This window comes from Geobacillus genomosp. 3 (genome assembly GCF_000445995.2).
In the GTDB taxonomy this organism is placed as follows: Bacteria; Bacillota; Bacilli; order Bacillales; family Anoxybacillaceae; genus Geobacillus.
In genome coordinates this window covers 3034771-3058324 of sequence record NC_022080.4, presented here as the reverse complement: position 1 = coordinate 3058324, position 23554 = coordinate 3034771, and the positions used below count along the sequence as shown (strand labels likewise).

Annotated in this window: 12 protein-coding genes and 1 pseudogene; 7 read left to right on the top strand and 6 right to left on the bottom strand. The window is 53.0% G+C overall.

Translation table 11 applies throughout. The annotated features are described in order from the left end of the window. Positions 1-51: 51 nt before the first annotated feature. The 3 genes from murJ to csaB form a co-directional block, all read right to left on the bottom strand. On the bottom strand, positions 52-1584 hold the full coding sequence (murJ, locus tag M493_RS15340; RefSeq protein ID WP_020961294.1) for a murein biosynthesis integral membrane protein MurJ: 1533 nt from the start codon (positions 1582-1584) through the stop codon (positions 52-54). A 65-nt stretch (positions 1585-1649) separates the two neighbouring features. Continuing rightward, entirely contained in the window at positions 1650-2825 is a 1176-nt protein-coding gene (locus M493_RS15335; RefSeq protein WP_020961293.1) for a glycosyltransferase family 4 protein, read from the bottom strand. Beyond that, positions 2822-3955, bottom strand: a complete 1134-nt coding sequence (csaB, locus tag M493_RS15330) for a polysaccharide pyruvyl transferase CsaB (protein ID WP_020961292.1) — start codon at positions 3953-3955, stop codon at positions 2822-2824. Before csaB ends, M493_RS15335 begins: the two co-directional genes overlap by 4 nt. Before the next feature lie 170 nt (positions 3956-4125). Between csaB and M493_RS15325 the strand changes: the two genes are divergently transcribed. The 5 genes from M493_RS15325 (at position 4126) to M493_RS15305 (ending at position 11660) form a co-directional block, all read left to right on the top strand. Further along, positions 4126-5412: a nucleotide sugar dehydrogenase gene (locus tag M493_RS15325; RefSeq protein WP_020961291.1), complete on the top strand. Its 1287-nt coding sequence runs from the start codon at positions 4126-4128 to the stop codon at positions 5410-5412. Positions 5413-5417: 5 nt separating this feature from the next. Next, positions 5418-6173 carry a WecB/TagA/CpsF family glycosyltransferase gene (locus tag M493_RS15320; protein ID WP_041268015.1) on the top strand — a complete coding sequence of 252 codons (756 nt, stop codon included), beginning with the start codon at positions 5418-5420 and terminating at the stop codon, positions 6171-6173. Continuing rightward, a complete protein-coding gene (locus tag M493_RS15315) occupies positions 6170-7291 on the top strand; it encodes a glycosyltransferase (RefSeq protein WP_020961289.1) in 1122 nt (373 codons plus the stop codon). Before M493_RS15320 ends, M493_RS15315 begins: the two co-directional genes overlap by 4 nt. Before the next feature lie 3 nt (positions 7292-7294). Further along, positions 7295-8704 (top strand): O-antigen ligase family protein, encoded by a 1410-nt coding sequence (locus M493_RS15310; RefSeq protein ID WP_020961288.1) that lies wholly within the window; start codon positions 7295-7297, stop codon positions 8702-8704. 364 nt (positions 8705-9068) lie between these two features. Beyond that, the gene (locus tag M493_RS15305) at positions 9069-11660 is read left to right on the top strand and encodes an S-layer homology domain-containing protein (protein ID WP_020961287.1); all 2592 of its coding nucleotides are present in this window, start codon (positions 9069-9071) and stop codon (positions 11658-11660) included. A gap of 306 nt (positions 11661-11966) precedes the next feature. Here the strand turns inward: M493_RS15305 and M493_RS15300 are convergent. Beyond that, positions 11967-13393, bottom strand: a pseudogene (locus M493_RS15300) (transposase). 581 nt (positions 13394-13974) lie between these two features. Here M493_RS15300 and M493_RS15290 point away from each other — a divergent pair. Continuing rightward, the gene (locus M493_RS15290; protein ID WP_041267797.1) at positions 13975-19965 is read left to right on the top strand and encodes an alpha-amylase family glycosyl hydrolase; all 5991 of its coding nucleotides are present in this window, start codon (positions 13975-13977) and stop codon (positions 19963-19965) included. A 344-nt stretch (positions 19966-20309) separates the two neighbouring features. On the opposite strand, the gene M493_RS15285 is transcribed toward M493_RS15290, so the two are convergent. Both M493_RS15285 and M493_RS15280 read right to left on the bottom strand, forming a co-directional pair. Beyond that, positions 20310-21497 (bottom strand): efflux RND transporter periplasmic adaptor subunit, encoded by a 1188-nt coding sequence (locus M493_RS15285; RefSeq protein ID WP_020961283.1) that lies wholly within the window; start codon positions 21495-21497, stop codon positions 20310-20312. A 14-nt stretch (positions 21498-21511) separates the two neighbouring features. Continuing rightward, a complete protein-coding gene (locus tag M493_RS15280; RefSeq protein ID WP_020961282.1) occupies positions 21512-22180 on the bottom strand; it encodes a YIP1 family protein in 669 nt (222 codons plus the stop codon). Between the two features lie 178 nt (positions 22181-22358). On the opposite strand from M493_RS15280, the gene M493_RS15275 reads away from it, so the two are divergent. After that, complete coding sequence (locus tag M493_RS15275; protein ID WP_020961281.1) at positions 22359-23546, top strand: polysaccharide deacetylase family protein; 1188 nt, start codon at positions 22359-22361, stop codon at positions 23544-23546. Positions 23547-23554: the final 8 nt, after the last annotated feature.

Here is a 23554-nt window from a genome sequence, read left to right as displayed (position 1 = left end):
CCGGGACACCTTTTTATCTAGAAGGACGATGTTTCAAGGCCAACCCTTGCGCTACGCTGACGGCTTCGCGCCCCGCCTTGCGCGAAGCGTGCGCAGCAGGCGGTCAAAGCCGTCGCGGTACAAGACGTACGTGCTGGCGATGTAAATGGCCGCACCGAGCGGCACAAGCACCGCCAATTCCAACAGCGCCGGCCAGTCGCCGATCTGCGCCGCTTCTTTTACCCCGTACAACACCCCGGCCATAACGGCCGTTGCGCCGCCGACGCGCACTAACAATGACAAAAGCTTTTTCGCCTCCCCGCGCTCAAAGTCTTTGTACACGGCGACCGAACAGGCGGTGACATAGTAGAGCGAAACGAGCGAGCTCGACAGCGCAATGCCGGCATAGCCGAGTGAGCGGACGAACAAACTGTTCAAGATGATATTGAGCGCAATCGTCGTGACGCTGATCCGCAATACGAGAGCCGTTTTGCCTTTTGCGTACATCGATTTGGCGACGATATATTGCACCCCTTGCGTGACGATCAGCGGCAAATAACAAAGCAAGGCGACATAGGTGCGATGCGTGTCGGCTGCCGTAAACTGGCCGCGCTCGTAGATCACGGAAAGGGCGGCGTCGCCGACGACCCACAGCCCGGCCGCGACCGGCAGCAACGTCATGAGCGACAGCTCGACACCGGCAAAAAACGTTTGTTGGAACTGGCGCGGTCGTTGCACTTGTTCAGACAACAGCGTAAACAAAATGGCGGCGATCGTCGTTCCGTAAATGGTGTGCGGAAGGCTGACAAGCAATGAAGCGTTGTTTAAATACGTCACCGCTCCCCCGATCGTTCCGGAGGCGAATATTTTATCAATAAACATGTTCATTTGCCCGACAAACGCGTTCAGCAGCGAAGGGACAAGCAGGCGCAAAAACGTTTGCCGGAAATCGGGATCCACAGCCAGCGTCGGCGTCCATCGGTATCCGCTCCGGTATAAATAGAAAAACATGAGCACAACGCCGAGGACAATGCCAAAGACGAATCCGTAGGCGAGGCTGTAAATGCCCCACACATCGGCAAACAGCAAGGCGAACACCGCTCCCATCAGCGTGGCGAGCAGTTTCGATATTTGCGACGGGACAAAAATGCGCCGCCCTTGCAAGTACGAATCCAAAATGCCGTTTAAAGCGATCGCGCCCATAAACAAGAAGAAAAGCTGCGTAATCTTCACCGCCACCGCTTCAGTGGCCGCCGTCATCCGCCCGAAGATGGCGGGGACGAATGAAGGGGCGGACCAATAGCCAACGAGGGCAATGAGCAGAAAGATGGCCACCGTGGCGTTCATAATGCCGTTGGCGTTTCGCTCCGCCGCTTTCGGGTCCGTCTGTTTCGTTTGAATATAGAGAGGAAGAAAGACGTTATTAAACCCGACGGAAATGACGGCCAAAACGAGCGTAATAAAGGAAAACGCCAGCAAGTAGCCGTCCGTGTATTCGTTGGCGCCGAACTGCTTGGCGATCACGCTTTCCCGCAAAAATCCCGCCAGCTTGACAACGAGAGCGAGCAAGGTGATCCAAACGGCCGTCCGTTTTAATGAGGACATCGTCGTCACTTCCTTCGTTCAACATCGAAAAGGCCGCCCCTTCTGGCAAAGAGACGGCCATATCGTTACAGCGCCAGCGCAGCCCGATAAATGTCTTCGTATTTTTTCGCCGCCGATAAGTGCGAATAATGTTCTTCAATTTTCGCGCGCGCCGCCGCGGCCAGCTGCTGGCCGAACTCCGGGCGGTCGAGCAGTTCGATGATCGCCTCGGCGAGCTCGTCCACATTTTTTTCCTCCACAAGCAGGCCGTCTTTTCGGTGCTCGACAATTTCCTTTAATCCCCCGACGGCCGACGCGATGAGCGGCGACCCTGACCCCATGGCTTCTAAAGCGGAAATGGACGTCGCCTCTTCGACGCCGGCCGAGTGGACGCTCGGCACGAGCACGATATCGGAAAGCGCGTAGTATTCGGTCATCGTCTCATGCGGAACGGCGCCCAGCAGCTTCGCCTGGCTGCCCAGTCCTTGCTGCTCGATGAGCGCCTTCAGCTCGTCGTACGCTTCCCCCATGCCGGCGTAAATGAGCATGGCGTTCGGATGTGTTTCCAACACACGCGGCAAGGCGAGGGCCGGGTAAATGACCCCGTTTTTTTTCGTCAGCCGCCGCGGCACGAAAATGATCGCCGCCTCTTCAGGCAAACCGTGCTTGTTCCGATAAGCGAGCCGCTTCGCCTTCTCCGGCTTGAAGCGGTCGACGTCGATAAAGTTGCGGATGGCGGTCGCGTCCACGCCCGCTTTTTCCCGTACATACTCTTTAATGCGCTGATCGACGGTCACAATTTTCCGCGTTTTCGTGTAAGCTTCAATCTCGATTTCAAGCAAGCGTTTCGCCTGCCGGCTTCCTTCCACCACCGCTCCGCGGCTGATCGCTTCATAGGTCATATAGCCATGCACGGTCGTCACCGTCGGAATGCCGGACGGCAGCGCCGCCAGCGTCGCATACACTTCTTGGGCGTTGATGACATCATACCGCCGGCTCGCCGCTTTTTCGGCGATCAGCCTGGAAAGAAGCCGCTGCCGGACCGCATGGCTCCATAGAATGCCCGTTCCTTTCGCCGCTTTATTCAACAAAAAGCTCGGCCCTTTGGCGAACAGCGTCTGCACAGCCGGGGGAACGTCGCTGAACGATACGACGTCGACGTGATGCCCGCGCGCTTCAAGCCCGGCTTTCAACGTCGTCACATGGGTCGACAACCCTCCGGCGTGAGGGTAGTTGAAAACAGTTGCGAGTAAAATGTTCATCGGCCATCTTCTCCTTGCGAGAGAAATTTCGCTTTCAGCAGGCGGATGTTTTCCATCGCCTCTTGCCGCATTTGTGCCGCGTTTTGCCGGACAATGGTGCTCACGCTGTCGCGATGGGCGAGCATATACCGGGCGTTATCCACAAGCCGCCCGACTTCGATGTCTTCAAGGCGAAACGAATAGTCCCACATGCCGGAGCGCTTTAGCAAACTTTCCACTTTCGGGTCATAGCTGAGGCCGATATGCGGAACGCCCGCCAAGGCGGAAAAAATGAGAGAATGCAAGCGCATGCCGATCGTCAAGCGGCAGCGGCTTATAAAATGCAAATATTGGTTCGGGGTAAAGTCCGGACCGAGAATATGGCAAGCGGACCGGTGGTTCATGTGCCCGACGACCTGCTCGGACGCGCGCACGTCATGATGCCCTTCCATCGGCACGAACACCGGGGTGATGCCTTCAAGCTCAATCAGCTCATCAAGCGCCTTGGCGATGTGCCCGTAATAGTCGCGCCGGTCAAGCCATGGGCGCACCGATACGGCCACGAGCCGTTCATCGCCGCGAAGCGGAAGGCTTTCGAGGCAGGCGTCATCTTCCTTATGATGAAAGGCAAACACAATATCCGCGGTGACGACCGTTTCCGGCCGCGTCACCCCAAGCTCATGAAGCAGCTGTTTCGAGTACGCATCGCGAACGGTAATAAAATCGGCCATATTGGCAAACACTTTCATTAAAATCTTCCCCCATCTCGTGTTCACCGGACCGATTCCTTGCGAGAAAAACATCACCTTCGTTCCGCACAGCTTCGCCAAAAACACAATTAATAAATAATAAGGAAGCGGGCCGAACAAAAAGCGCGTCGGATACGTATCTTGCAGCAGGCCCCCGCCGCCGCTGATCAACAAATCCGCCTCGCGCAGCGCCCGAATTTTTCCTTTATTATCACGGCGCCATCCGCGGTAGACGCTTTTGACGTTATGCGTGTTCGCGGTTTGTTCCGGCGAAAGCGAAAACACCGTAATATCCGGGTTCGGCAACGCGGCGCGAAGGTTGTCGATAATCGCCTCCAAAATCGCCTCATCCCCTGTATTGCCAAGCCCGTAAAAGCCTGAGATCACAATTTTCAACGACATAACTCCTCCTCTAAACGAACATCGTTCCGCAAAAATCAACCTTAATTGTAGCATTTGCCCTTGCTAGATTCAATGATGCAAAACGAGTCGCATTTTGTTATACTATAACGTGATTGGTCGAAAGGGCTCGAATATAACGCAATTCTAGTCTATAAAGAGAGGTTGTCACAATGAAAAAAGTATGTGTCGTCGGACTCGGCTACATCGGACTTCCGACGTCTGCGATATTCGCCGATGCCGGATTTGACGTCATCGGCGTCGATGTCAACGAAACCGTCGTCGAGACGATCAACAGCGGCCGCATTCATATCGAAGAAACCGGGTTGGCCGAACTCGTCAACCGGGTCGTCAAAGAAGGGAAATTCCGGGCCCAGCTCGCCCCGGAAGCGGCGGATGTGTTCATCATCGCCGTCCCGACGCCCATTCACGACGATTATACGGCCAACATTGATTATGTCATTGACGCCGCCAAATCGGTGGCGCCCCATTTGCGCAAAGGCAACATCGTGATCGTCGAATCGACGATTCCGCCGCGCACGATGGATGACGTTGTCGCTCCGATCATTCGCGAATCCGGGCTCGATCCGGAGCGGGACGTCTATTTGGCCCATTGTCCGGAGCGCGTCTTGCCGGGCCGCATTCTCATTGAACTCATAGAAAATACCCGAATTGTCGGCGGTGTGACGAAAGAGGCGGCGAAGCGGGCCGCTGATGTGTACCGGGCGATCGTCAAAGGCGATGTCATCGAAACGGAAGCGGTCACCGCCGAAATGGCGAAGTTGATGGAAAACACGTTCCGCGACGTCAACATCGCCTTGGCGAACGAGCTCGTGAAAATCGCCAAACGCATCGGCGTCAACGCTCATGAAGTGATCGAGCTCGCCAACAAGCATCCGCGCGTCAACATCCACCTTCCGGGCCCGGGAGTCGGGGGGCATTGTTTGGCCGTTGACCCGTACTTTATCGTCGAAAAAGCGAAAGAAGAGTCGCAACTCATTCAGACGGCGCGCCGCATCAACAATTCAATGCCGCGCTTTGTCGTCGAACAAATCGAACGCATGACGGCCGAACTCGCATCGCCGGTCATCGCCGTGTTCGGGTTGACGTACAAAGGCAACACCGACGATGTGCGCGAAAGCCCGGCCATCGACATTTACGAACAGCTGCGGCGGAACAAACGGTTTGATGTCCGCGCCTACGACCCGCACGTCAAGCCGTCGCAAGTGCCGTTTCCGCTCGCCGCGAAAGACGAAGCGCTCGACGGGGCGCACCTTGTCGTCGTCTTGGCGGATCATAACGAATTCAAAACGATGACGGCCGAAGAACTGGCGCCGATGAAAACAAAAGTGATCTTCGACACGAAAAACTGCGTGGCGCTTGACAGCGAAGACGTGACCGTATACAAAATCGGCCATTTATCGGTCGTCCGAGCCATTCAAGATGTGGAGAGAGTATGAGCGGCATGAACAAGGAACAATATTTAGGCGTCTATGTGTCCACGCTCACATACGACGACATTCTCGCCGACATCGAACAGCGCATGGCCGCCGGAAAAAAATCAACGATCATCGCCGTCAACCCGGAAAAACTGATCGCCGCCAGCCAAAACCCTGAGCTCAAGCAGCTCATCAACGCGGCGACATACCAAATCCCTGACGGCATCGGCGTCGTCCTGGCGTCGAAACTAAAAGGCGGCCGCCTCGCCTCAAGGGTGACCGGCATCGACTTGATGGAGCGGCTCATCGCGCTGGCCGCGAACAAAGGATACCGCGTCTTTTTGTACGGCGCCAAAGAAGAAGTCGTCCAAAAAGCGAAACAAAACTTAGAAGCGAAATACCCCGGCCTTTGCATCGCCGGGTATATGAACGGCTACGTCAACGATGACGGGGCGGTCGTCCGCGCCATTCAAGCGGCCAATGCCGATATGCTGTTTGTCGCCCTCGGCAGCCCAAGGCAGGAGCTGTGGATCCGGGCGCATCTCGATCAACTTGACGTCAAAGTGTTCCAAGGCGTCGGCGGCAGCTTCGACGTCTTCGCCGGCCGTGTGAAACGGGCGCCGAAGCTGTTCCGAACCTTCGGACTGGAATGGTTTTACCGCCTCATCACCGATCCGAAGCGGTTCAAACGGCAGCTCGCCTTGCCGAAGTTTCTTTGGAAAGTGTTGACCGAAAAAGAAGCGGCCGACCACCGAACAGCCGCCAAGGAGAGATCGCGGTGAAAGTGTTGCACGTCATTAGCGGCGGGGAAACAGGAGGGTCGCGCAAACACGTCGTCACCCTCCTGTCCAAATTTGCCCCCAACACGGCGGCGCTCGCCGTCTTCCAAGACGGACCGCTCGCCAACGAAGCGCGCGCACTCGGGGTGGATGTGCGCCTTCTTTCCCAGTCGTCCCGCTACGACTTATCCGTCCTCTCGAAACTCGTCGCGCTCGTTCGCGCCGAAAAGTTCGATCTTTTGCATACGCACGGGCCGCGCGCCAACTTGTACGGGGCGCTGATCAAACGGAACATCCGCATCCCTTGGGTGACGACCATCCATAGCGACCCGCGCTTGGACTTTATGAAAACGGGGATCAAAGGGGCGCTGTTCACCCGTCTCAACTTATGGGCGCTTCGGAAAGTCGACTATTTTTTTGCCGTCTCGGAACGGTTTAAAGAAAGCCTCATCGAACTCGGCATGGCCGCCGATCGCATCCAAACCGTCTACAACGGCATCGACTTTGACGACATCCCGCGTCCGCACACGTTGCAGCGCGCCGATCTCGGGCTTCGGGACGAGGAGTTGGTGATCGCCATGGTCGCCCGCCTCCACCCGGTCAAAGGGCACGCCCTCGTCTTTTCCGCCCTCGCCGCCCTTTCCGACCCGGACATTCAGCTGCTCGTCATCGGCGACGGCCCGCTCGCCGGCGAGCTGCAAGACACCGCGGCGCAAACCGGCATCGGGCGCCGCGTGCAATTTCTCGGATTCCGGAGCGACGTGGCGGACTTGTACGCGCTGTCTGACGTCGCCTTATTGGCGTCATACAGCGAAAGCTTCCCCCTCGCCTTGCTTGAGGCGGCCAACGCCCGCCTTCCCGTCATCTCGACGGATGTCGGCGGGGTGAAGCAACTGATCGCCTCCGAAAACATGGGCTGGGTCGTGCCTGTCGGCGACAGCGCGGCGCTCGCCCGTGCCATTCGCGATGCGAAACAACGGAAACACGAGCTGAAAGCGATGGGAGAGCGGCTGTACAAGCACGCTTCCACCCATTTTTCGCTTCGGCGCCTGTATGAAGAAACGATGGCCACATACGAGCGTGTCCTGGCCATCGACCGAACTAGGGACAAAGGAGTTTAAACGATGCAAGCGAGACAACCATTCACGTATTACGCCGTGTTAGCGGCGCTCTTTCTCATTCCGCTCGTTCCGTACAAGACGTATCTCGGCCCGCTGCCGCTTTCCGCCGAAGTGGTGCTGATCCCGCTCATCACAGTGGCCGCTTTGGCGGACTATTCAAAGCGGCGGATCAAGCTGAACGACTTTCCGTTCACCCCGATCGCCATCGCGTTCGCGGCCTTTTTCGTCATCGCCGTCATCTCGCTCGTCAAGGCGGCGAGCCTCGCTCCGGCCATCATGGAGCTGGCCCGCTATCTTTCGTATGTCGTGTTGTTTTTCATTGTCGTCAAAGTGCAGTTTACCCGCGAACAATACCGGCGTTTTGCCCAGTCGTTCGGCCTGTCCGCCCTCATCGTCGGCGCGTACGGGATCGTCCAGTACATCTTCGGCATTTCGCTCAACACGGCGGGGCTGTATGCGTTGAAAGAAGCGAAAGGGCGCGTCGACTCGACGCTCGTCAATCCGAACTACTACGCGTCGTTTGTCAACCTGCTCATTCCGGCTTTCCTGCTTCTTGCCGTCGTCTATTGGCGGGAGAAAAAAGCGCAGCTGCTCACGTTTGCCGTCTATGCAATGTATGTCATCAACTTGATCTTAACGTACACGCGCGCCGCCTGGGTCGCCATGCTCGGCGGATTGGCGCTTGTGGTGCTGCTCATGCCGAAAACGTTCATCAAAAACGCCGTTCGTCCGCACATGCTTCTGTCGTTTATGGTGTTGCTGACGATCGTCTATTTCATGCCTGACGTGCAGTCGCGCACGTATTCGGCGGTGTACGCCATGGAGAAAATCGTAAGCAAACACCTCCCGGGCGGCATCGCCGACCGCCTAGCCGGCGGCAACGGCGACGAAGGCGGCGGGTTTTTGGACGATGAAGCGGACGGGGACGAAACGGCGGAAGACGAAGCGACGACCAACCGCGCCGTCGTCTCCCGCGTCACCCTTTGGAAAACAGGCTGGGTGATGATGAAAGAAAACCCGGTCATCGGCGTCGGCATCGGCAACTATTTGGTCCGCTACAAAGAGTACGTGACGAAATACCCAGAGCTTGATATCGGCCATGACCAATACTCGGTCCACAACTCGTATTTAAAAGTCGGGGCGGAAACGGGCTTTCTTGGCTTGATCGCGTTCGTGGCCATTTACATCGTCTACTACGCATACTTGTTTCGCCTTTACCGCGCGTCAACCGACCGCCTATGCAAGCTCATCACCGTCGCCTTGATCGCCGGAAGCGCCACCTTTCTGGTGCAAAATCTATCGAACAACTTAATCTTCATCCCGCAGCTGAACACGATCTTTTGGCTCATCTCGGGCTTGGCGATGGCGTTCGTCCACGAGGCGGCCGCCCGCCCTTCCCAACCGCAGGCGTAACGCCTGCGGATTTTTTTCGAAAACCATTTACAAATTCTGAATTTATTGTATAATGAAGTTTGCGAGTCATATATTTCCTAGCTGGCCAACACTGCAAGAAATTTGTAAAAAACAGTTGAAAAATCCCACGTTTTTGATAGAATAGTAGTTGAGCTTGGGAGATTTAGCAGTGAAACGCCATACGGTGGAATCATTTCCACCGCGCCAACATACATACTCATGTGTGGTATCCGTCGGCCTATGGCCAAAACGTTCAGCTGCATTCCCGATCTCGTTAGCCGATCGAAGACATGGGCGCACTATGCCCAGGCTTCGATTCACTATAAAAATAAAAAAACACATGCAAAACGGGGAGGAAATCTTCATGGCTTATCAACCTAAGTCCTATCGCAAGTTTGCTGCGACAACAGCAACAGCAGCCATGGTTGCATCTGCGGTAGCTCCTGTCGCCTCTTTAGCTGCAGGATTTACCGACGTAGCGCCGCAATACAAAGAAGCGGTCGACTTCTTAGTCTCGACAGGCGCAACCAACGGCAAAACGGAAACGCAATTCGGCGTGTACGAAGAAATCACCCGCTTGGATGCGGCGGTCATCCTGGCCAAACTCTTGAAACTCGACGTTGACAACGCCAAAGACGCCGGCTTCACCGACGTTCCGAAAGACCGCGCGAAATACGTCAACGCGCTTGTAGAAGCAGGCGTATTGAACGGCAAAGGCGACGGCAAATTCGGCGCCTACGACAAACTGACCCGCGTCCAAATGGCCAAAATCGTCGCCAACGCCTACAAATTAGAAAAACAAAACGACAGCGCCCTGCCGTTTACGGACGTCAACGCAACGTGGGCTCCGTTCGTCAAAGCGCTGTATGACAACGGCGTAACGAGCGGCAAAACGCCGACAAGCTTCGGCGCGTACGAAAACATTACCCGCGGCGACTTCGCGCGCTTTGTGTTTAAAGCGGCGAACGTGAATGTTGCGCCGGCGGTTGTGTCGGTAAGTGCGATTAACGCTAAAGAATTAGTAGTTAAGTTTAATAAAGCAATTGATAAGTCTACAGTTATTGAAGCTTCTGGTATTACTGCTGGTACGCTTGTGGACGGTGCTATTACTGTATCATCATTAGACAACCATCCAGTTACTATCAATAATGCTGTAGCTACATTAAGTGCTGATGGCAAAACATTAACACTTCAAGCAGCAAATGCTGAAGTTTTCGAAGGACGTTACGATGTAAACATTACAAAAGGTGCTATCAAAACAACTGATGGTAAAGATGTTGAAGGTTATAAAGATACAATCAAAGCAGAAGATACTGTAGCCCCTTCAATTCTTGGAACTACTAGAGTAACTTCTACTCAAGTAAAAATTAATTTCTCTGAACCAATTAATGAAACTGATATGCCGGGAACAGGTACTTTACTTAACAAAGTATCATTTAAGTATGCGGATGGCACTTCGGTAAATGGTTCAATCACATACACATTAAGTTCTGATAAAAAATCGTTAACTGTTAATTTATCTGACAGCAATATCACAGCTGGCAAAGATATTGTTGCAACTTTTGTAGGTGTTAAAGATTTTGCTGGCAATATTATTACTCCAAATCCAGCTACAGTAACAATTCAAAAAGGTCAAAAAGATGGAGTTGCTCCAACTGTAGTTGACTTAAAAGCTGTAAATAACAAAACTGTTGAAGTAAAATTCTCTGAAGAGTTAGCAGTTGCTCCAACAGTTAATATTACTGGTAATCCAGGTACAATCACTGTAACTCAAGATTCAACAGATAAAACTAAATATATTGTAAAAACTACTAATGCATTAACTGGTTTGCAAACTGTAACTGTAGCTGCCGGATACACTGATTTAAGCGGAGAACAAGGTGCTGCATACACTAAAGTTGTAAACTTTGATGTTGACACTGTAGCTCCAAAATTAGTATCTGCTACTGTTAAGAAAGGTACTGATAATGCAGAATACTTAGAATTAACATTTGATGAAGAAGTATCTGTACTTCCTACACTAGCAAACATTTCTGTTTCTGGTACAAAATATAAAGATTATGTAACTTCAAGCTTTACTGCAACTGTTGTTGCTAATAAATTAGTAGTAGATACAACTGATAAGAAAGTTGCTCGTATCAAATTAGCTGACTTATTAGCTAGTGACGACGTTGAAGGTGCAGTATACGATTTAACATTGACAGGTAAAGATGCAACTTCTGCAAATGTTGCAATCGTAGAAGATGTAAGTGGTAACGATGGCGCAACATCTGTTAAAGCTACATTTACTCGTGGAAAAGATGGTGTGGCTCCTTCTAATACAAAAGCAACTATTGATACCTCTGTTGGTACAAATGGTATTGCTGTAGTTGATAACAATACATTAACAGTTGCCTTCAATCAAGAACTTGATGGTGCAACTGCTACTAATGTAAACAACTACAAAATTGATGGAGCTGTTGTAGAAAAAGCTATTCTAAATCCTGTATCTGGTGGAAAACAAACAGTAACATTAAAATTAAAAGCGGGTTCTAACATCTTCACTGGTGAGCGTAATGTTGTAATTAGTGGAGTAAAAGCTAAAAACGGTCTAGTAATGGATGAGTATAAAACAACTGAAAATCTTAAAGAAAACGTTGCTCCAACAATTACTAAAGCACAGTTGACTGATACTGACAAAATTACGCTTACATTCTCTGAACCTGTTAAAAATGCTACTCAAGATACTAATGACTTTGAACTTTACATTGGTGGAGTTAAAGTTTCTTCAAACGATACGATTACAACAGCACAACAAACAACTGCTGGTACTACATTAGTATTAACTTTAGAACAACCTGTAACTGCATCTGACCTTGCAAAAGGTTTAGCAATTAAGGCACTTGATACAATTGATATTACTGACGTAGCAGGTAATACAGCTTCTGTACCTGTTAATGTAACAGTTGCTCAATAATTATAATGGGATGCGTGCCTGTCACGCCCCGAAGTATGTCGAAAAGCTCTGCGGAGAGAAATCTCTGCGGGGCTTTTCTTTTTCCTTTCTTCAATTAAAAAGAAAAAAGGCAAAGCGACAATAGCTTTACCCTGATTTATGATTGAAAGTGCCTAAACGTTTCATGGCAGCGTCAAAAGTTTGATGAAACCCCCGCACAGGCCATCCCATGGAGCATCGTGGGGCATGCTTGGAGCCGTATTTGCCCTTGACCAACACCCGCCAAAGGTGAGAAAGCGTCGTCAAGGGCTCCGGCGGACAAAAAAGTCAGGACGCCTCTTGTTGAGAAATGCTTAAGCCATGGCGATCCGTTTCGTCCACTGGGCCGGCATAGGCGGAAGATCCGCCAGTTCCGGGATAACAACCTGCACAAGGCCTTCGAGCGCGCTGTGTGGGCGCAGGAAGTTGAAATACGCCACAAACAGCGTGACAAAGGAGACCGAGCCTTCTTCCGCCCCAAACCCGTGAGTCGGCCGGCAGCTGCCTTTAAGTCTGGTTGAATCACTCGATGATTGGTTTGAGCGGACGAAATTCCTCGGACACCGGATCTTCATCGGTCAGCCCGATTACCTGGCGGACATCGAACAGGATCCCGTGCTGGGCAAAGAAGTGCTGCGCCAGCAGGCAAAGGGATTGCCGTCGACGACAAACGACAAGTCGTCCGGGATGGGCGGCAGCTTTCGCAGGGCATCATCACAGGCCTAGATGGCCGAGAGCGTGTCTCGATTGGGGGAGACGCGATGCGACAGCCCGATCTTTTTCACCGCATCGAACATGAAGAACAGATAATGCCAACGGCCTTTCAGCCGAATAGACGTCTCGCCCCCGCAAAACGAACCGGACAGCTCATACGGGAACCGGTCGACAAAGGGCTTCATCAAGAGCGCGACGCTGTTGGCGTAGTTGAGCACCGTCTGATGCGAGATCGACAAGCCATGCACCATGATTCCGGCTGTCTGTCTGGAAGACATCCCGTAGTTAACGTAGTCCGTCAACACGAGCCCCAACACGTGCGGCGACGCAGCCAGCCGGGACCCATCGACTTTCGGCTTGACGGGCGATGATGGAGCCACCGGGAGAAAGTCAAACCAAAACTCTCGAACCAAATACCGCACCTTGAAGGCTTGAGGATCCTGTTGAAACTGTTGGCGCTCCTTGTTCGTCATCCGGCGAAGGTTGGCCTGGTAAAACGGGCAGTCATTGTTCTTGCACTTGTAGATGTTGTATTCTTTGCGTTCCTTGATTTTCTCCAGCGTCTTTTTGCAGTGCGGGCAACGAAAGACCGCCTGCTTGGTGAACCGATTTCGGTGGTTGAACCGGCACTGGCACACTTTGCATTGGTATTGCCCGTTCCCGCCATTGTTGGCGTACAGATAGGATGATGGCGCTTGGCAGCGAGGGCAGGTCAAGGAATCCGGAACACGGTGTTTCGCCTTCGTCCGGCGCTGAATGGGCCGCAAAGGACGGCCGTGCTGCGCCTCGTAGTCCGCCAACAGCTTCCGGTAGTCAAGGGTTTCCGGTACATCGATGATCGGAAGGTCATCGACCTGGAGTTTCCGATAGGGTTTTTGGACGGGTTCGTCCAAGTCATCAAGATTCAAGGATTTTCCCACGATCACACCCATCAAATACACAATGATTTGATATTGGGTCTTGATTATTTCGAGCAAATAGGCTAATAATTGAGGTAACAAGCTTGTCACTCCTTCTTTGTTTTGGCTGTTGAGTGTGTGGTTACCTCAATGATGGCCCAAAACAATGGGGGTGGCAAGCTTTTTTTCTTCCGACCGTTGAAACTCAAGGGAAAACCGTGAGTGTGGAGGATAAACTTTTGACAATACCCTCGCCAACGAGGGGGAGAAAAGATGAAGGTGCTTGAGTACCTTTGCCATTGCCCCCATGTTTCATTTCATTGCAAACAAATCGATGGAAGCAGGCTTGCATGTATGTGATGGCCATGCAAAGCAAACCGTGCAGTTGTTTATGAATGATACAGCTTCCGAGAAAGGGAAGGAACGTATCGGAGCCATACAATATGAAGGATCCAACGATTACACAGTGAAACAGAATAAGGAGTATATTGCTATGCTAAAAAAGTGAGGCTGCCTCGAAACGGCGAATTTTTAACCGTTTCGGGCGGTCTCTTTTTCATGAGAAAAAATAAATACAACTATTGAAAAGTTACGGAAAATTCTGTAGCATTGATAGTGAAATCGGTTGCATTATGCCGAGTTGTGCAAACGGTTTCGCAAATTCTTTTCGGAGGGGGAGGAATATGTGGAGGAAATTTAGGAGGCTTTTTGTTTGTTTTCTCGCTGTTTTTTTGGTTTTACCCTCTTTTTCGTTTAAGGCAACCGTTAGCGCCAATGGGGGAGGTGGTATTAGTCCGATCGTCAATGGAAATGAAGTAACGTTTCGATATGAAGGGACGGGGAATGAGCAGTCCGTGTTGCTGGCTGGTTCCTTTAATGATTGGCAGACAGAAGGCGAGAAGAAAATTGCTTTGGTGAAAGGGGAAGACCACGTTTGGTCGGTAACGAAAACGCTTGCAGATGGGACGTATACGTACAAGTTTGTTGTGGACGGTCAATGGATGACAGATCCATTGAATCCGAACCAGTCGGATGACGGTTATGGCGGGCAAAACAGCGTTGTTGTAGTCGGAACGCCAGCGGCGCCGGAGCGGAAGATTACGTTGGTAGGAAGTTTGCAGGATGAGTTGGGCCATACGAAGGAATGGGACCCGTCGGCTGCCGCAACCCAAATGCATGATGAAGGAAATGGGCTTTATACATTTACCGGGACGCTGCCGGCTGGGACGTATGAGTACAAAATTGCGGTCAATGGCAGCTGGGATGAAAACTATGGAGCCGGCGGCCGCAATGGCGGCAATCTGGTGTTGAAGCTGGATCGGCAAACCGAGGTGACGTTTTATTACCATGACCGGACGCATGCGATCGCGGATTCGACATGGTATACGGCGATTGCGAAGGAGAAACAGCCGCGCCTCGTCGGGACGGTGCTGTCGGCCATCGGCTATGAGGGGGAGAACGATGGATGGACCCCGGGGACATCGACGGCGCTGTTGACCGATGATGATTTCGACTCGGTGTACACGTTTACGGCGCAGGTGCCGAAAGGATCGTATGAATATAAAATCGTCCTCGGAAACAATTGGAACGAGAGCTACCCACAAGAGAATGCACGCTTAACCGTTTTGGAAACGACGACCATTACATTCTTCTTCAATGCGAAAACAAAAGAGGTGTACACCGACTACAACCCCAATGGCTCTGACGGTGTTGTTCAGAAAGACCGGTTAAAACACAATACATGGGATGCGCTGTACCGCCAGCCGTTTGGCGCGGTGAAAGCGGGAACGAAGGTGACGCTTCGTCTGGCGGCGAAAAAAGACGATTTGACGAAAGCGGACGTGTATGTGAAAAATGCGACGACCGGAACCGCCAAAGTGTACGCGATGGAAAAAGCTGGGGTGATCGGCGATGATGAATATTGGGAAGCTTCGTTTACCCCTGATGTCCGGGGAGTGTATGGCTATAAATTTATCGCGGTAGATGCAGGAACGAAAGCGGAGTACGGGGAGGACACGCAGGAAGGGCAATGGGGAAAAGCGGTCGACAAAAATGCCGAGCTGTTCCAGCTGACCGTTTATGATCCGAATTACAAAACACCTGATTGGATGAAAGAAGCGGTTGTGTATCAAATTTTCCCGGATCGGTTTTTTAATGGGAACCAAGCGAATGATCGTGCGAAACAAAATGCGCGCGGGGCGCAGCCAATTGAGCATCGCGATTGGTCGGATTTGCCCGATAATCCGCGCCTCGTCGGGACGAGCGGCTACGATGGCGACGGCGAATGGTCGAATGACTTTTTCGGCGGAGACATCGCCGGAATTGAACAAAAGTTGGATTATTTGCAGTCGCTTGGGGTGAACACGATTTACTTAAATCCGATCGCCAATGCGCCATCGAACCATAAATATGATGCGAGCCATTACAAAGAGTTGGATCCGATGTTCGGTTCCCCGGAAGAATTCCAATCGTTTGTGCAGGCGCTTGCGAACCGGGGAATGCATCTCATCTTAGACGGGGTGTTCAACCACGTATCCGACGATTCAATTTACTTTGACCGCTACCACCGCTATCCGACCGTCGGCGCGTATGAATATTGGGAAGCGGTTTACGATTTGATGAATGAAAAAGGATTGAGCGAGGAAGAGGCGCGGAAACAAGCGGAGGAGAAGTTCAAACGAGAGGGACAGACGTTCAGCCCGTATGGGTTTCACCTTTGGTTCAATATTGAAAACAAAAAAGTCGACGGCCATTATCAATACCAATCATGGTGGGGCTATGACAGCTTGCCGGAGTTTAAGTCGGTGACGGGGGAAAAAGTGCCGCATCCGAGTGAATTGAACAACGATGCGCTCGCGAATTACATTTTCCGTGAAGCGGACTCGGTGGCGAAAAGCTGGATTGCCCGCGGCGCCTCCGGCTGGCGGTTGGATGTGGCCAATGAGGTGGATCTGGCGTTTTGGCGCGAGTTTCGCCAAGAATTGCTTCAAGGGTCGTACGACCGCGGTCCGACGCTGAAAGAGGGGGAACAGCCGCTCATTTTAGGGGAAATTTGGGATGACGCATCGAAATATTTTCTAGGCGACCAGTACGATTCCGTGATGAACTACCGGTTCCGCGGGGCGGTGCTTGACTTTTTGAAAAACGGAAATGCGGAAGAGGCGGACAAGCGGCTGACAGCCATAAGGGAAGACTACCCAAGTGAAGCGTTTTATGCGCTGATGAACTTAATTGGTTCGCATGACACGGCGCGGGCGGTCTTTCTGCTTGGGAACGGAACGGATTCATCCGAGCGGGCGGAGCTGGATCCGAATTATCGTGAGGAGCTAGGGAAAAAGCGGCTCAAGCTGGCGGTGATTTTGCAGATGGGATACCCGGGAGCGCCGACGATTTATTACGGCGATGAAGCGGGAGTAACAGGCTCAAAAGATCCGGACAACCGCCGCACGTATCCGTGGGGCAAAGAAGATCAAAATCTGTTGGCCCATTATCAGAAAGTGGGGCACATTCGCCAGCTCCATCAATCGTTGTTGGCCCATGGCGACATCAAGACGTTGTATGCCAAAGGGGATGTATACGTATTTGCTCGCCAATACGGGCGTGAAGCGGCGCTCATTGCTGTTAACCGCGGCAGTGAGGACAAAACGGTGACGCTTGACGTCGCTGCGTTGCTTCCAAACGGCACCGTGCTGACGGATGAGTTGCATGATGGCGGGAAAGCCACGGTCGCTGGCGGAACGTTGACGGTCACGATTCCGGCCCTGGATGGACGGATGATGTTTGGGACGGTGACGGCGGAAATGCCGTCAGCAGTCAGCAATCTGCAGGCGAGCGCTTCGGATGGCCGTGTCATGTTAACGTGGGAAGGAAATGCGTCGAGATACCGGATTTACCAGTCCACGCTAAAAGGGGCTGGTTATGCGATGGTGCAAGAGGTGGACACGACTTCGGCCACGATCGATTCGTTGACGAACGGAACAGCCTATTACTTTGCCGTTGCGGCGGTCGATGAAAACGGGAATGAATCACCGAAGGTCGAAACGAATCGCGTCGTCCCTCATTACCCGCTGACGAGCGACAATGTCCAGTTCGTGACAACGTTAAGCGATGCCGTACTCGATTTGTCAAAGCCGCAGCAAGTGGATGTCCATGTCAACATTGACAATGTGACAAGCAAAGGAGCAGCCGACGGGTTGCAGGCGGTGCTGCAAGTGAAAGGCCCGCGTGATGAAACATGGCACGAATACAAGGCGGCTTACCAAGGACAAGACGGGGACGCCAACGTGTTCCGGGCTTCCTTCACTCCGCTCGCCGCAGGGACGTATACGTACCGCTATGCGCTGACGACCAACCTCGGCGAGGAGTGGGTGTATACAGAAGAGAAGCAAGTGACGTTTGCGGCAGACAACAGCGACCAAACAGCCCCGGCGGAAGCCATCGAGCTGCGGCAGCCTGCGGTCGAATCGGGGCAAGTGAACTTGTCATGGACGTTTGTTGGCAAGAACGACGCGGACGCTTATTTGCTGGCGATTGAACGCAACGGTGGCATCGTGCATACAACCACGTCGATCGGCGATTCATTTACAGACTACGATGTCGAAAACGGCACTGAGTACACGTATGTTGTCAAGTTGTATGACCGCGCCGGCAATGTTGTGGCGTCAAACGCGGTCAAGGTGACGCCGGACATTGTGATGGTGAAGGTGATTTTTAAAGTGAAAGCGCCGGATTATACGCCGCTCGATGCCCGCATTACGATTCCGAACAGTCTGAACGGCTGGAACACAGGAGCGTGGGAGATGTCGCGCAACGGCGCGGTGACGCCTGATTGGCAGTTTGCCACCGAGGTGCAAGAAGGGGAAACGATCACCTATAAGTATGTGAAAGGCGGATCGTGGGATCAAGAAGGGTTGGCCGACCATACGCGTGAGGACGACAACGATGATGACGTGAGCTATTACGGCTACGGGGCGATTGGCACCGACTTGAAAGTGACGGTCCACAATGAAGGAAATAATACGATGGTGGTGCAAGACCGCATTTTGCGCTGGATCGATCTGCCGGTCGTCATCGAAGAGGTGCAAAAACAAGGGAATCAGGTGACGATCAAGGGAAATGCGATTAAAAACGGTGTTTTGACGATCAATGGCGAGCGGGTGCCGATTGACGAACAGATGGCTTTTGTGTACACGTTTACCCCTGCCGCCAACCAACATGAAGTGGCCATTCATATTGAGCCGTCGGAGGAAAGCAAAGCATCCATCTTTAAACATGATGCGGGGGCGATCGCCAAAAATACGAAGGATTATGTGCTGAATTTGAATACAAAACAACTGCGTGAGGGAACCGCAACGCCTCCGTCCGGCGACAACGGCGGGTCGCCAGGGCAAGGCGCACCAGGCGGCGGAACGCCAGGCAATCATGCGCCTCGAGACGGGGGAGCCGCGCCCGTCGTCGTAGAAAAAGGAAATGTGATCGTAACGCCGGTCGTCGAAACAAAAGAGAAAAACGGCAAAGTGGCAGAACGGATCGCTGCGATTCCTGCTGGGGAGATTGACGAGATTGTCCGCCATTTGTCCACTGAAAACAAACAGGTGGTCGTTTCGGCAGGAACGATGGAAAAAGGTGAGGTGATGAAAGTCGTGATCCCGGCCCGGCTTTTCGTGCAGGCGCGGGAAAAAGTAGAGAATTCATCCGTTGTCGCTCAAACAGACAAAGCAGCGTATCATTTGCCGACGACGGAGATTGCCACGTTGCTTTCCGATGCGGCGAAGGAGCTTGGCGTCGACGTGGGACAAATGGACGTTGCGATTGCAATGAATGTAACGGAGGCGCCGACGTTGCCATTGCGAACTGTATCAAACGCCGTGGAGTTTCATGTAACGATCACCGCTGGCGGGAAAGAAAAGAAAGTAGAGCGGTTCACTCAATATGTGCAACGTGAAATGTTTGTCGGGGAATCGTTCGACCCGAAACGGTCGGTTGCGGTGCGCCTTAATGAGGACGGGACGATGACGGTTGTGCCGACTTTGTTCTCTGGAAATAAGGCAGTCGCCAAATCATTGATGAATTCCACATACGTGATTGTAGAAGGAAATGTGGCATTTCAAGATGTGCACAATCATTGGGCAAAACCATATATTGAACCGCTGGCCGCCAAACAAATCGTGAAAGGTATTTCGAACGTCATGTATGCACCGAATATTGCGATGACCCGCGCACAGTTTGCCGTGCTGCTCGCCCGCGCGCTCGGCTTGCCAGCTGTTCGGTATGATGGGCGGTTTAAAGATGTCCGGGGGGATGAATGGTTTGTTCAAGACGGTCAATGGATGGCAGCGGTGCAATATGGGATCATCAAAGGAAATCGAAATGGTGCGTTTGAACCGAATGAGCCCATTACCCGCGCGCAAGCGGTGGTGATGCTGGAACGGGCCATGAGGCTGCCGTTTGTTCAGTATGATTTTAGCCAGCTTGATCGGCAAAAAACGCTTGGCGACTTCAAGGACGAAAAAGAAATTGGCGATTGGGCCAAAAAAGCGGTCGAAATCGTTTATCGGGCCGGCATTGTACATGGCAAGGCGAATGGACGTTTTGATGCGAACGAAAGTGTAACCCGGGCGCAGATGGCGAAAATGCTTTATGGCTTTCTCACAAAGGCTAACTTGATGGAATAGCCATGGATTGTTGGTTGCCGGTTTTCCACGCGCTGCGCCAACAGCGGGGATGATCTACGTTCAATATTGAAAATCGGCAGGATAGCGAAAAAATGGATCGAAATTCAAGCATAATGTTTTCCTAGAAAAACGGTGTCCTCCGCTTGGGGACACCGTTTGGTTTAACATTCCTTGAAAGAAGTCTCTCGCTTGTAAATGGAATGAAAGTGGGGGATGAACTTCGGGCAGGCGTAGTCTCACGTCGGTCAGAACCGTGGGGCACACGGGGCGGCTCGGTCAACTTCCTATCATGAAATGGGCCCGAGAAGCCCCCACCTTTAAGCGAAGCGCAGGTGGGGGGCATGTCAAAACGCCCGCAAAAACCCGTCGAGGAAGTATTTCGCCATGTCGCGCTTCCGCACGTGGTGGATGGCGTCTTTGGACAAATGCGCGTTGTTGAGCGGCAGCCATACGTTCATGCCTTGTTTCAGGCCACGGGTTGGACGGGTGATGATGTATTCGCCGCCGGTGACGCCTTGTTCGAGTTCTTGGCGGTTTCCTTGTTTCATTCCGAGTTTGACGGGCTGCCGTTTGATTTGGCCGTCGCGGATGAGGTAGACGAATGCGTTGTTGCCTTGGCGTTCGATGGCGTCCGCCGGTACGGTCAGCGCGCCTGTTTTTTCTTTTGTGACGATCGTGATGTGAGCGTGATAGCCGAACGGGAGCGGCGGCTGCGGCTCGGCGGTCAGCTGGATGGTGAACGGGTACTCGCTTTTTTGCCGGAAGCTCGCTTCGGCGATCGGGAATCGGCCGATGTCGCGGATCGTGCCAGTCAGTTGCGCCTCTTGATTCGGGAGGCGAATCGTGGCCGATTGACCTACGGCGAGTTGGCCGATGTGCGATTCATCCAGTTTTCCGCGGACGACCGTCTTGGTTGATGCGATTGTAATGAGCGGCTGGGACGGGCTTGACGGGTTTGGGTTGACCTCTTCGATGATGCCGTCGACCGGGCTTTCGACCGTTTGCCCGTCTTTTTGTTCGAGCAGTTCTGTTTGTTGCTGCTCGAGGTCGTTTAGCTGCCATTCCAAGTCGGCTTTTTCGCGCGCGGCTTCGTTCGCTTTTTCGTCCCATTGCTGTTTTTCCGGGCTCGCCTCCGGCGCGGCGGCGGCCAGCGACTCGTAGCGATGGATGTCGTCGGTGAGCTGGCCGATTTGGGCGGTCAGCTGTTGTTGTTTGCGCGCCAAGCGCTCGAGTTCGCGGTCGATGGCGTCGGTGCGGTAGCGCAACAGCGCGGTTCCCGCCTGCACCGATTGGCCGCTTTCGACGAGAATGCCGTCTATGGCGCCGCGCTCGGGGTCGTCATAGATGAACGTCCGCTCGGCTGGGGCGGTGAAGCCGGTTGTGCGGATCGTTTCTTGTATCGTTTGGTGCTTCGGTGTTGTCCATTCTTTGGCGTAAGCGGCTTTTGGCGCTCGGCTGTCATCGGCGAACGCCGCGTAAAACTGGGCGCCAATGAGGCCGATGGCGAAAACAGTGAGAACGGTTCGTTTCATGGCGATGTCTCCTTTCACGACGAAAACCATTCGAGCGGAAATTCGCTGGCAACAGCGGCGAAAAAGGCGAGCACAACATTGACGGCGACGACGGCCGCGGCGATGCGCCCGAGGCGCTGGCCTGTTAGGGCGCGCAGTGCGGCGATTTGAATATAGAGCCCCCAGAGCGAAAAGAGCGACACCGAGTGCAGCAGCGCCCATACGAACCGGTCGTCGGTAAGGTACGGCCCCCAGACGCCGAGCGAGAACGGCGAGGCGAGCGGGTCGAGGCCGAATGGCCATTCGAGAAGAAATGAAGCGGCCTCGCCGAGAAAAAGCGCGAATCCCGCCGGGAGCTGGGCGGCGAGCAATTTTTTGAACTCCGTTTCTTCAAACAAGGCGTAAAACGCAAGCGCGCTGATGAATAGGAAAAGAAGCGGAACGACGATTCCGCCGATCATATGCCCCGCGGCGAACAACAGATGCAAGAGCGTCCGCTGTTCTTCCGTGTAGCGCGGAAGGTGTTTCGCCAGTTCTTCCGTTCCGACGCCGACGTAGGCGCGGGCGAGCGAAAGGAGAGCAAAAAGGAACAGAAGCAGCAACACCATAGGAATAAGGCGTTTCACTTGCTCGGCTTCTTTGAGCCGGGAAAAGGCGATGTTCGGGTTCAGCCATTCGTTCAGCGGATGACTTCGGTATATCATCAGTCCATTCCTCCATCAATCGGTGTAGGCATAATCATATTTTAGTATAAAAGAAGGCGTCATGTCACGAACGGATATTTTTTGCTAGATTGGTTTTTTAGTAGGGAATTTGGTGGTAAAATAGTAAGGTAGCAGTCATAGTGAAAAAGGACGATGATGAAACAGGGGGATGTCATGATTGCGGAAGTGGCTCGTTTTAGCGGCAATGTTCGTTTTTCTTTCGCTCGGCTGGACAAACAGCGGCCGGGCGGCGCAGGTTGATTCGTTCGCGGTGGCGGCGAAAGAGGCGGGGGCGCCGGTGTACGCTTGGATGGCCGGGCGGCTTGAGAACGTGGGAAAGTTGGACCGTGGGGAAGCGTTTGAAGTCGTCGGAGAAGATGAGCAGCATTACGTCATTTCGTTTGGGTTTGTGAGCGGAATGGTGAAAAAAACGGATGTGACGAAAGTCCGCCCGTCTGCGGGCAAACGCGCTCCAAACAAGTGGCGGCGGAGCGTGATCACCTTACAAGACGCCGAAGTATACGTGTTTGACCGCGGGGCCAAACAGGCCATCGGCATGATTCGCTCCGGGGTTCGCTATCCGGTGAAGGCGGAGACGCGGCTGTACTATTTGATTGAGATCGGCGGCCGCGACGGGTATGTTTACAAACATGTGACGGAGAACGATTACGGGGTGCCGGTGCTGCTCTACCACCACATTTTGGACGATTTCGATGAGCCGTTTTTCCGCTCGACGACGACGGTGCCGTTCAGCCAGTTTGCCAGAGAAATGACGTACTTAAAAGAAAACGGCTACACGGCCATTACGCCGGAAGCGCTGCTTGCCTATGTGCGCAAGGAGCAGCTGTTGCCGCCCAAATCGGTGCTTATCACATTTGATGATGGATTGAAGTCGACATACATATATGCCTATCCGCTGCTCAAGCGGTACGGTTTCCCGGCGACGGTGTTTATGATCACAGGGCGGATGCGCCCGGCGCCCCAGCCGTTTGACCCGAGGGGACTGCAGTTTTTAAGCAAGCAAGAAATCGCGGAAATGCGCGATGTGATATCATTTGAAAGCCATACGAACCATTTTCATTTGTCGGATCGGCAATACGGCCCGTACTTGTTGTTTAAGCCGTACGAGGAAGCGATGGCGGACTTAAAGGCAAGCAAGGAGAAAATCGGGGCGACGGCGATTGCCTATCCGTTTGGCGCCTACAACGGACGAGCCGTTCAGATGGTGAAGCAGGCCGGATTTGTGATGGCGTTTACGACGAAGAAAGGAACCGTCTACCCGGGTGATTCGCCGTTTGAGTTGAAGCGGCAATGGGTGTACCCGCACATTTCGCTCAAGCAATTTGAACGGCTGTTGCGGCCGTAAATGGAACG

Bases quoted from the DNA above. Each gene is read 5' to 3' on its own strand.
- murJ (WP_020961294.1), bottom strand. From the start codon at position 1,584: ATGTCCTCATTAAAACGGACGGCCGTTTGGATCACCTTGCTCGCTCTC.
- M493_RS15335 (WP_020961293.1), bottom strand. From the start codon at position 2,825: ATGAACATTTTACTCGCAACTGTTTTCAACTACCCTCACGCCGGAGGG.
- csaB (WP_020961292.1), bottom strand. From the start codon at position 3,955: ATGTCGTTGAAAATTGTGATCTCAGGCTTTTACGGGCTTGGCAATACA.
- M493_RS15325 (WP_020961291.1), top strand. From the start codon at position 4,126: ATGAAAAAAGTATGTGTCGTCGGACTCGGCTACATCGGACTTCCGACG.
- M493_RS15320 (WP_041268015.1), top strand. From the start codon at position 5,418: ATGAACAAGGAACAATATTTAGGCGTCTATGTGTCCACGCTCACATAC.
- M493_RS15310 (WP_020961288.1), top strand. From the start codon at position 7,295: ATGCAAGCGAGACAACCATTCACGTATTACGCCGTGTTAGCGGCGCTC.
- M493_RS15305 (WP_020961287.1), top strand. From the start codon at position 9,069: ATGGCTTATCAACCTAAGTCCTATCGCAAGTTTGCTGCGACAACAGCA.
- M493_RS15290 (WP_041267797.1), top strand. From the start codon at position 13,975: ATGTGGAGGAAATTTAGGAGGCTTTTTGTTTGTTTTCTCGCTGTTTTT.
- M493_RS15285 (WP_020961283.1), bottom strand. From the start codon at position 21,497: ATGAAACGAACCGTTCTCACTGTTTTCGCCATCGGCCTCATTGGCGCC.
- M493_RS15280 (WP_020961282.1), bottom strand. From the start codon at position 22,180: ATGATATACCGAAGTCATCCGCTGAACGAATGGCTGAACCCGAACATC.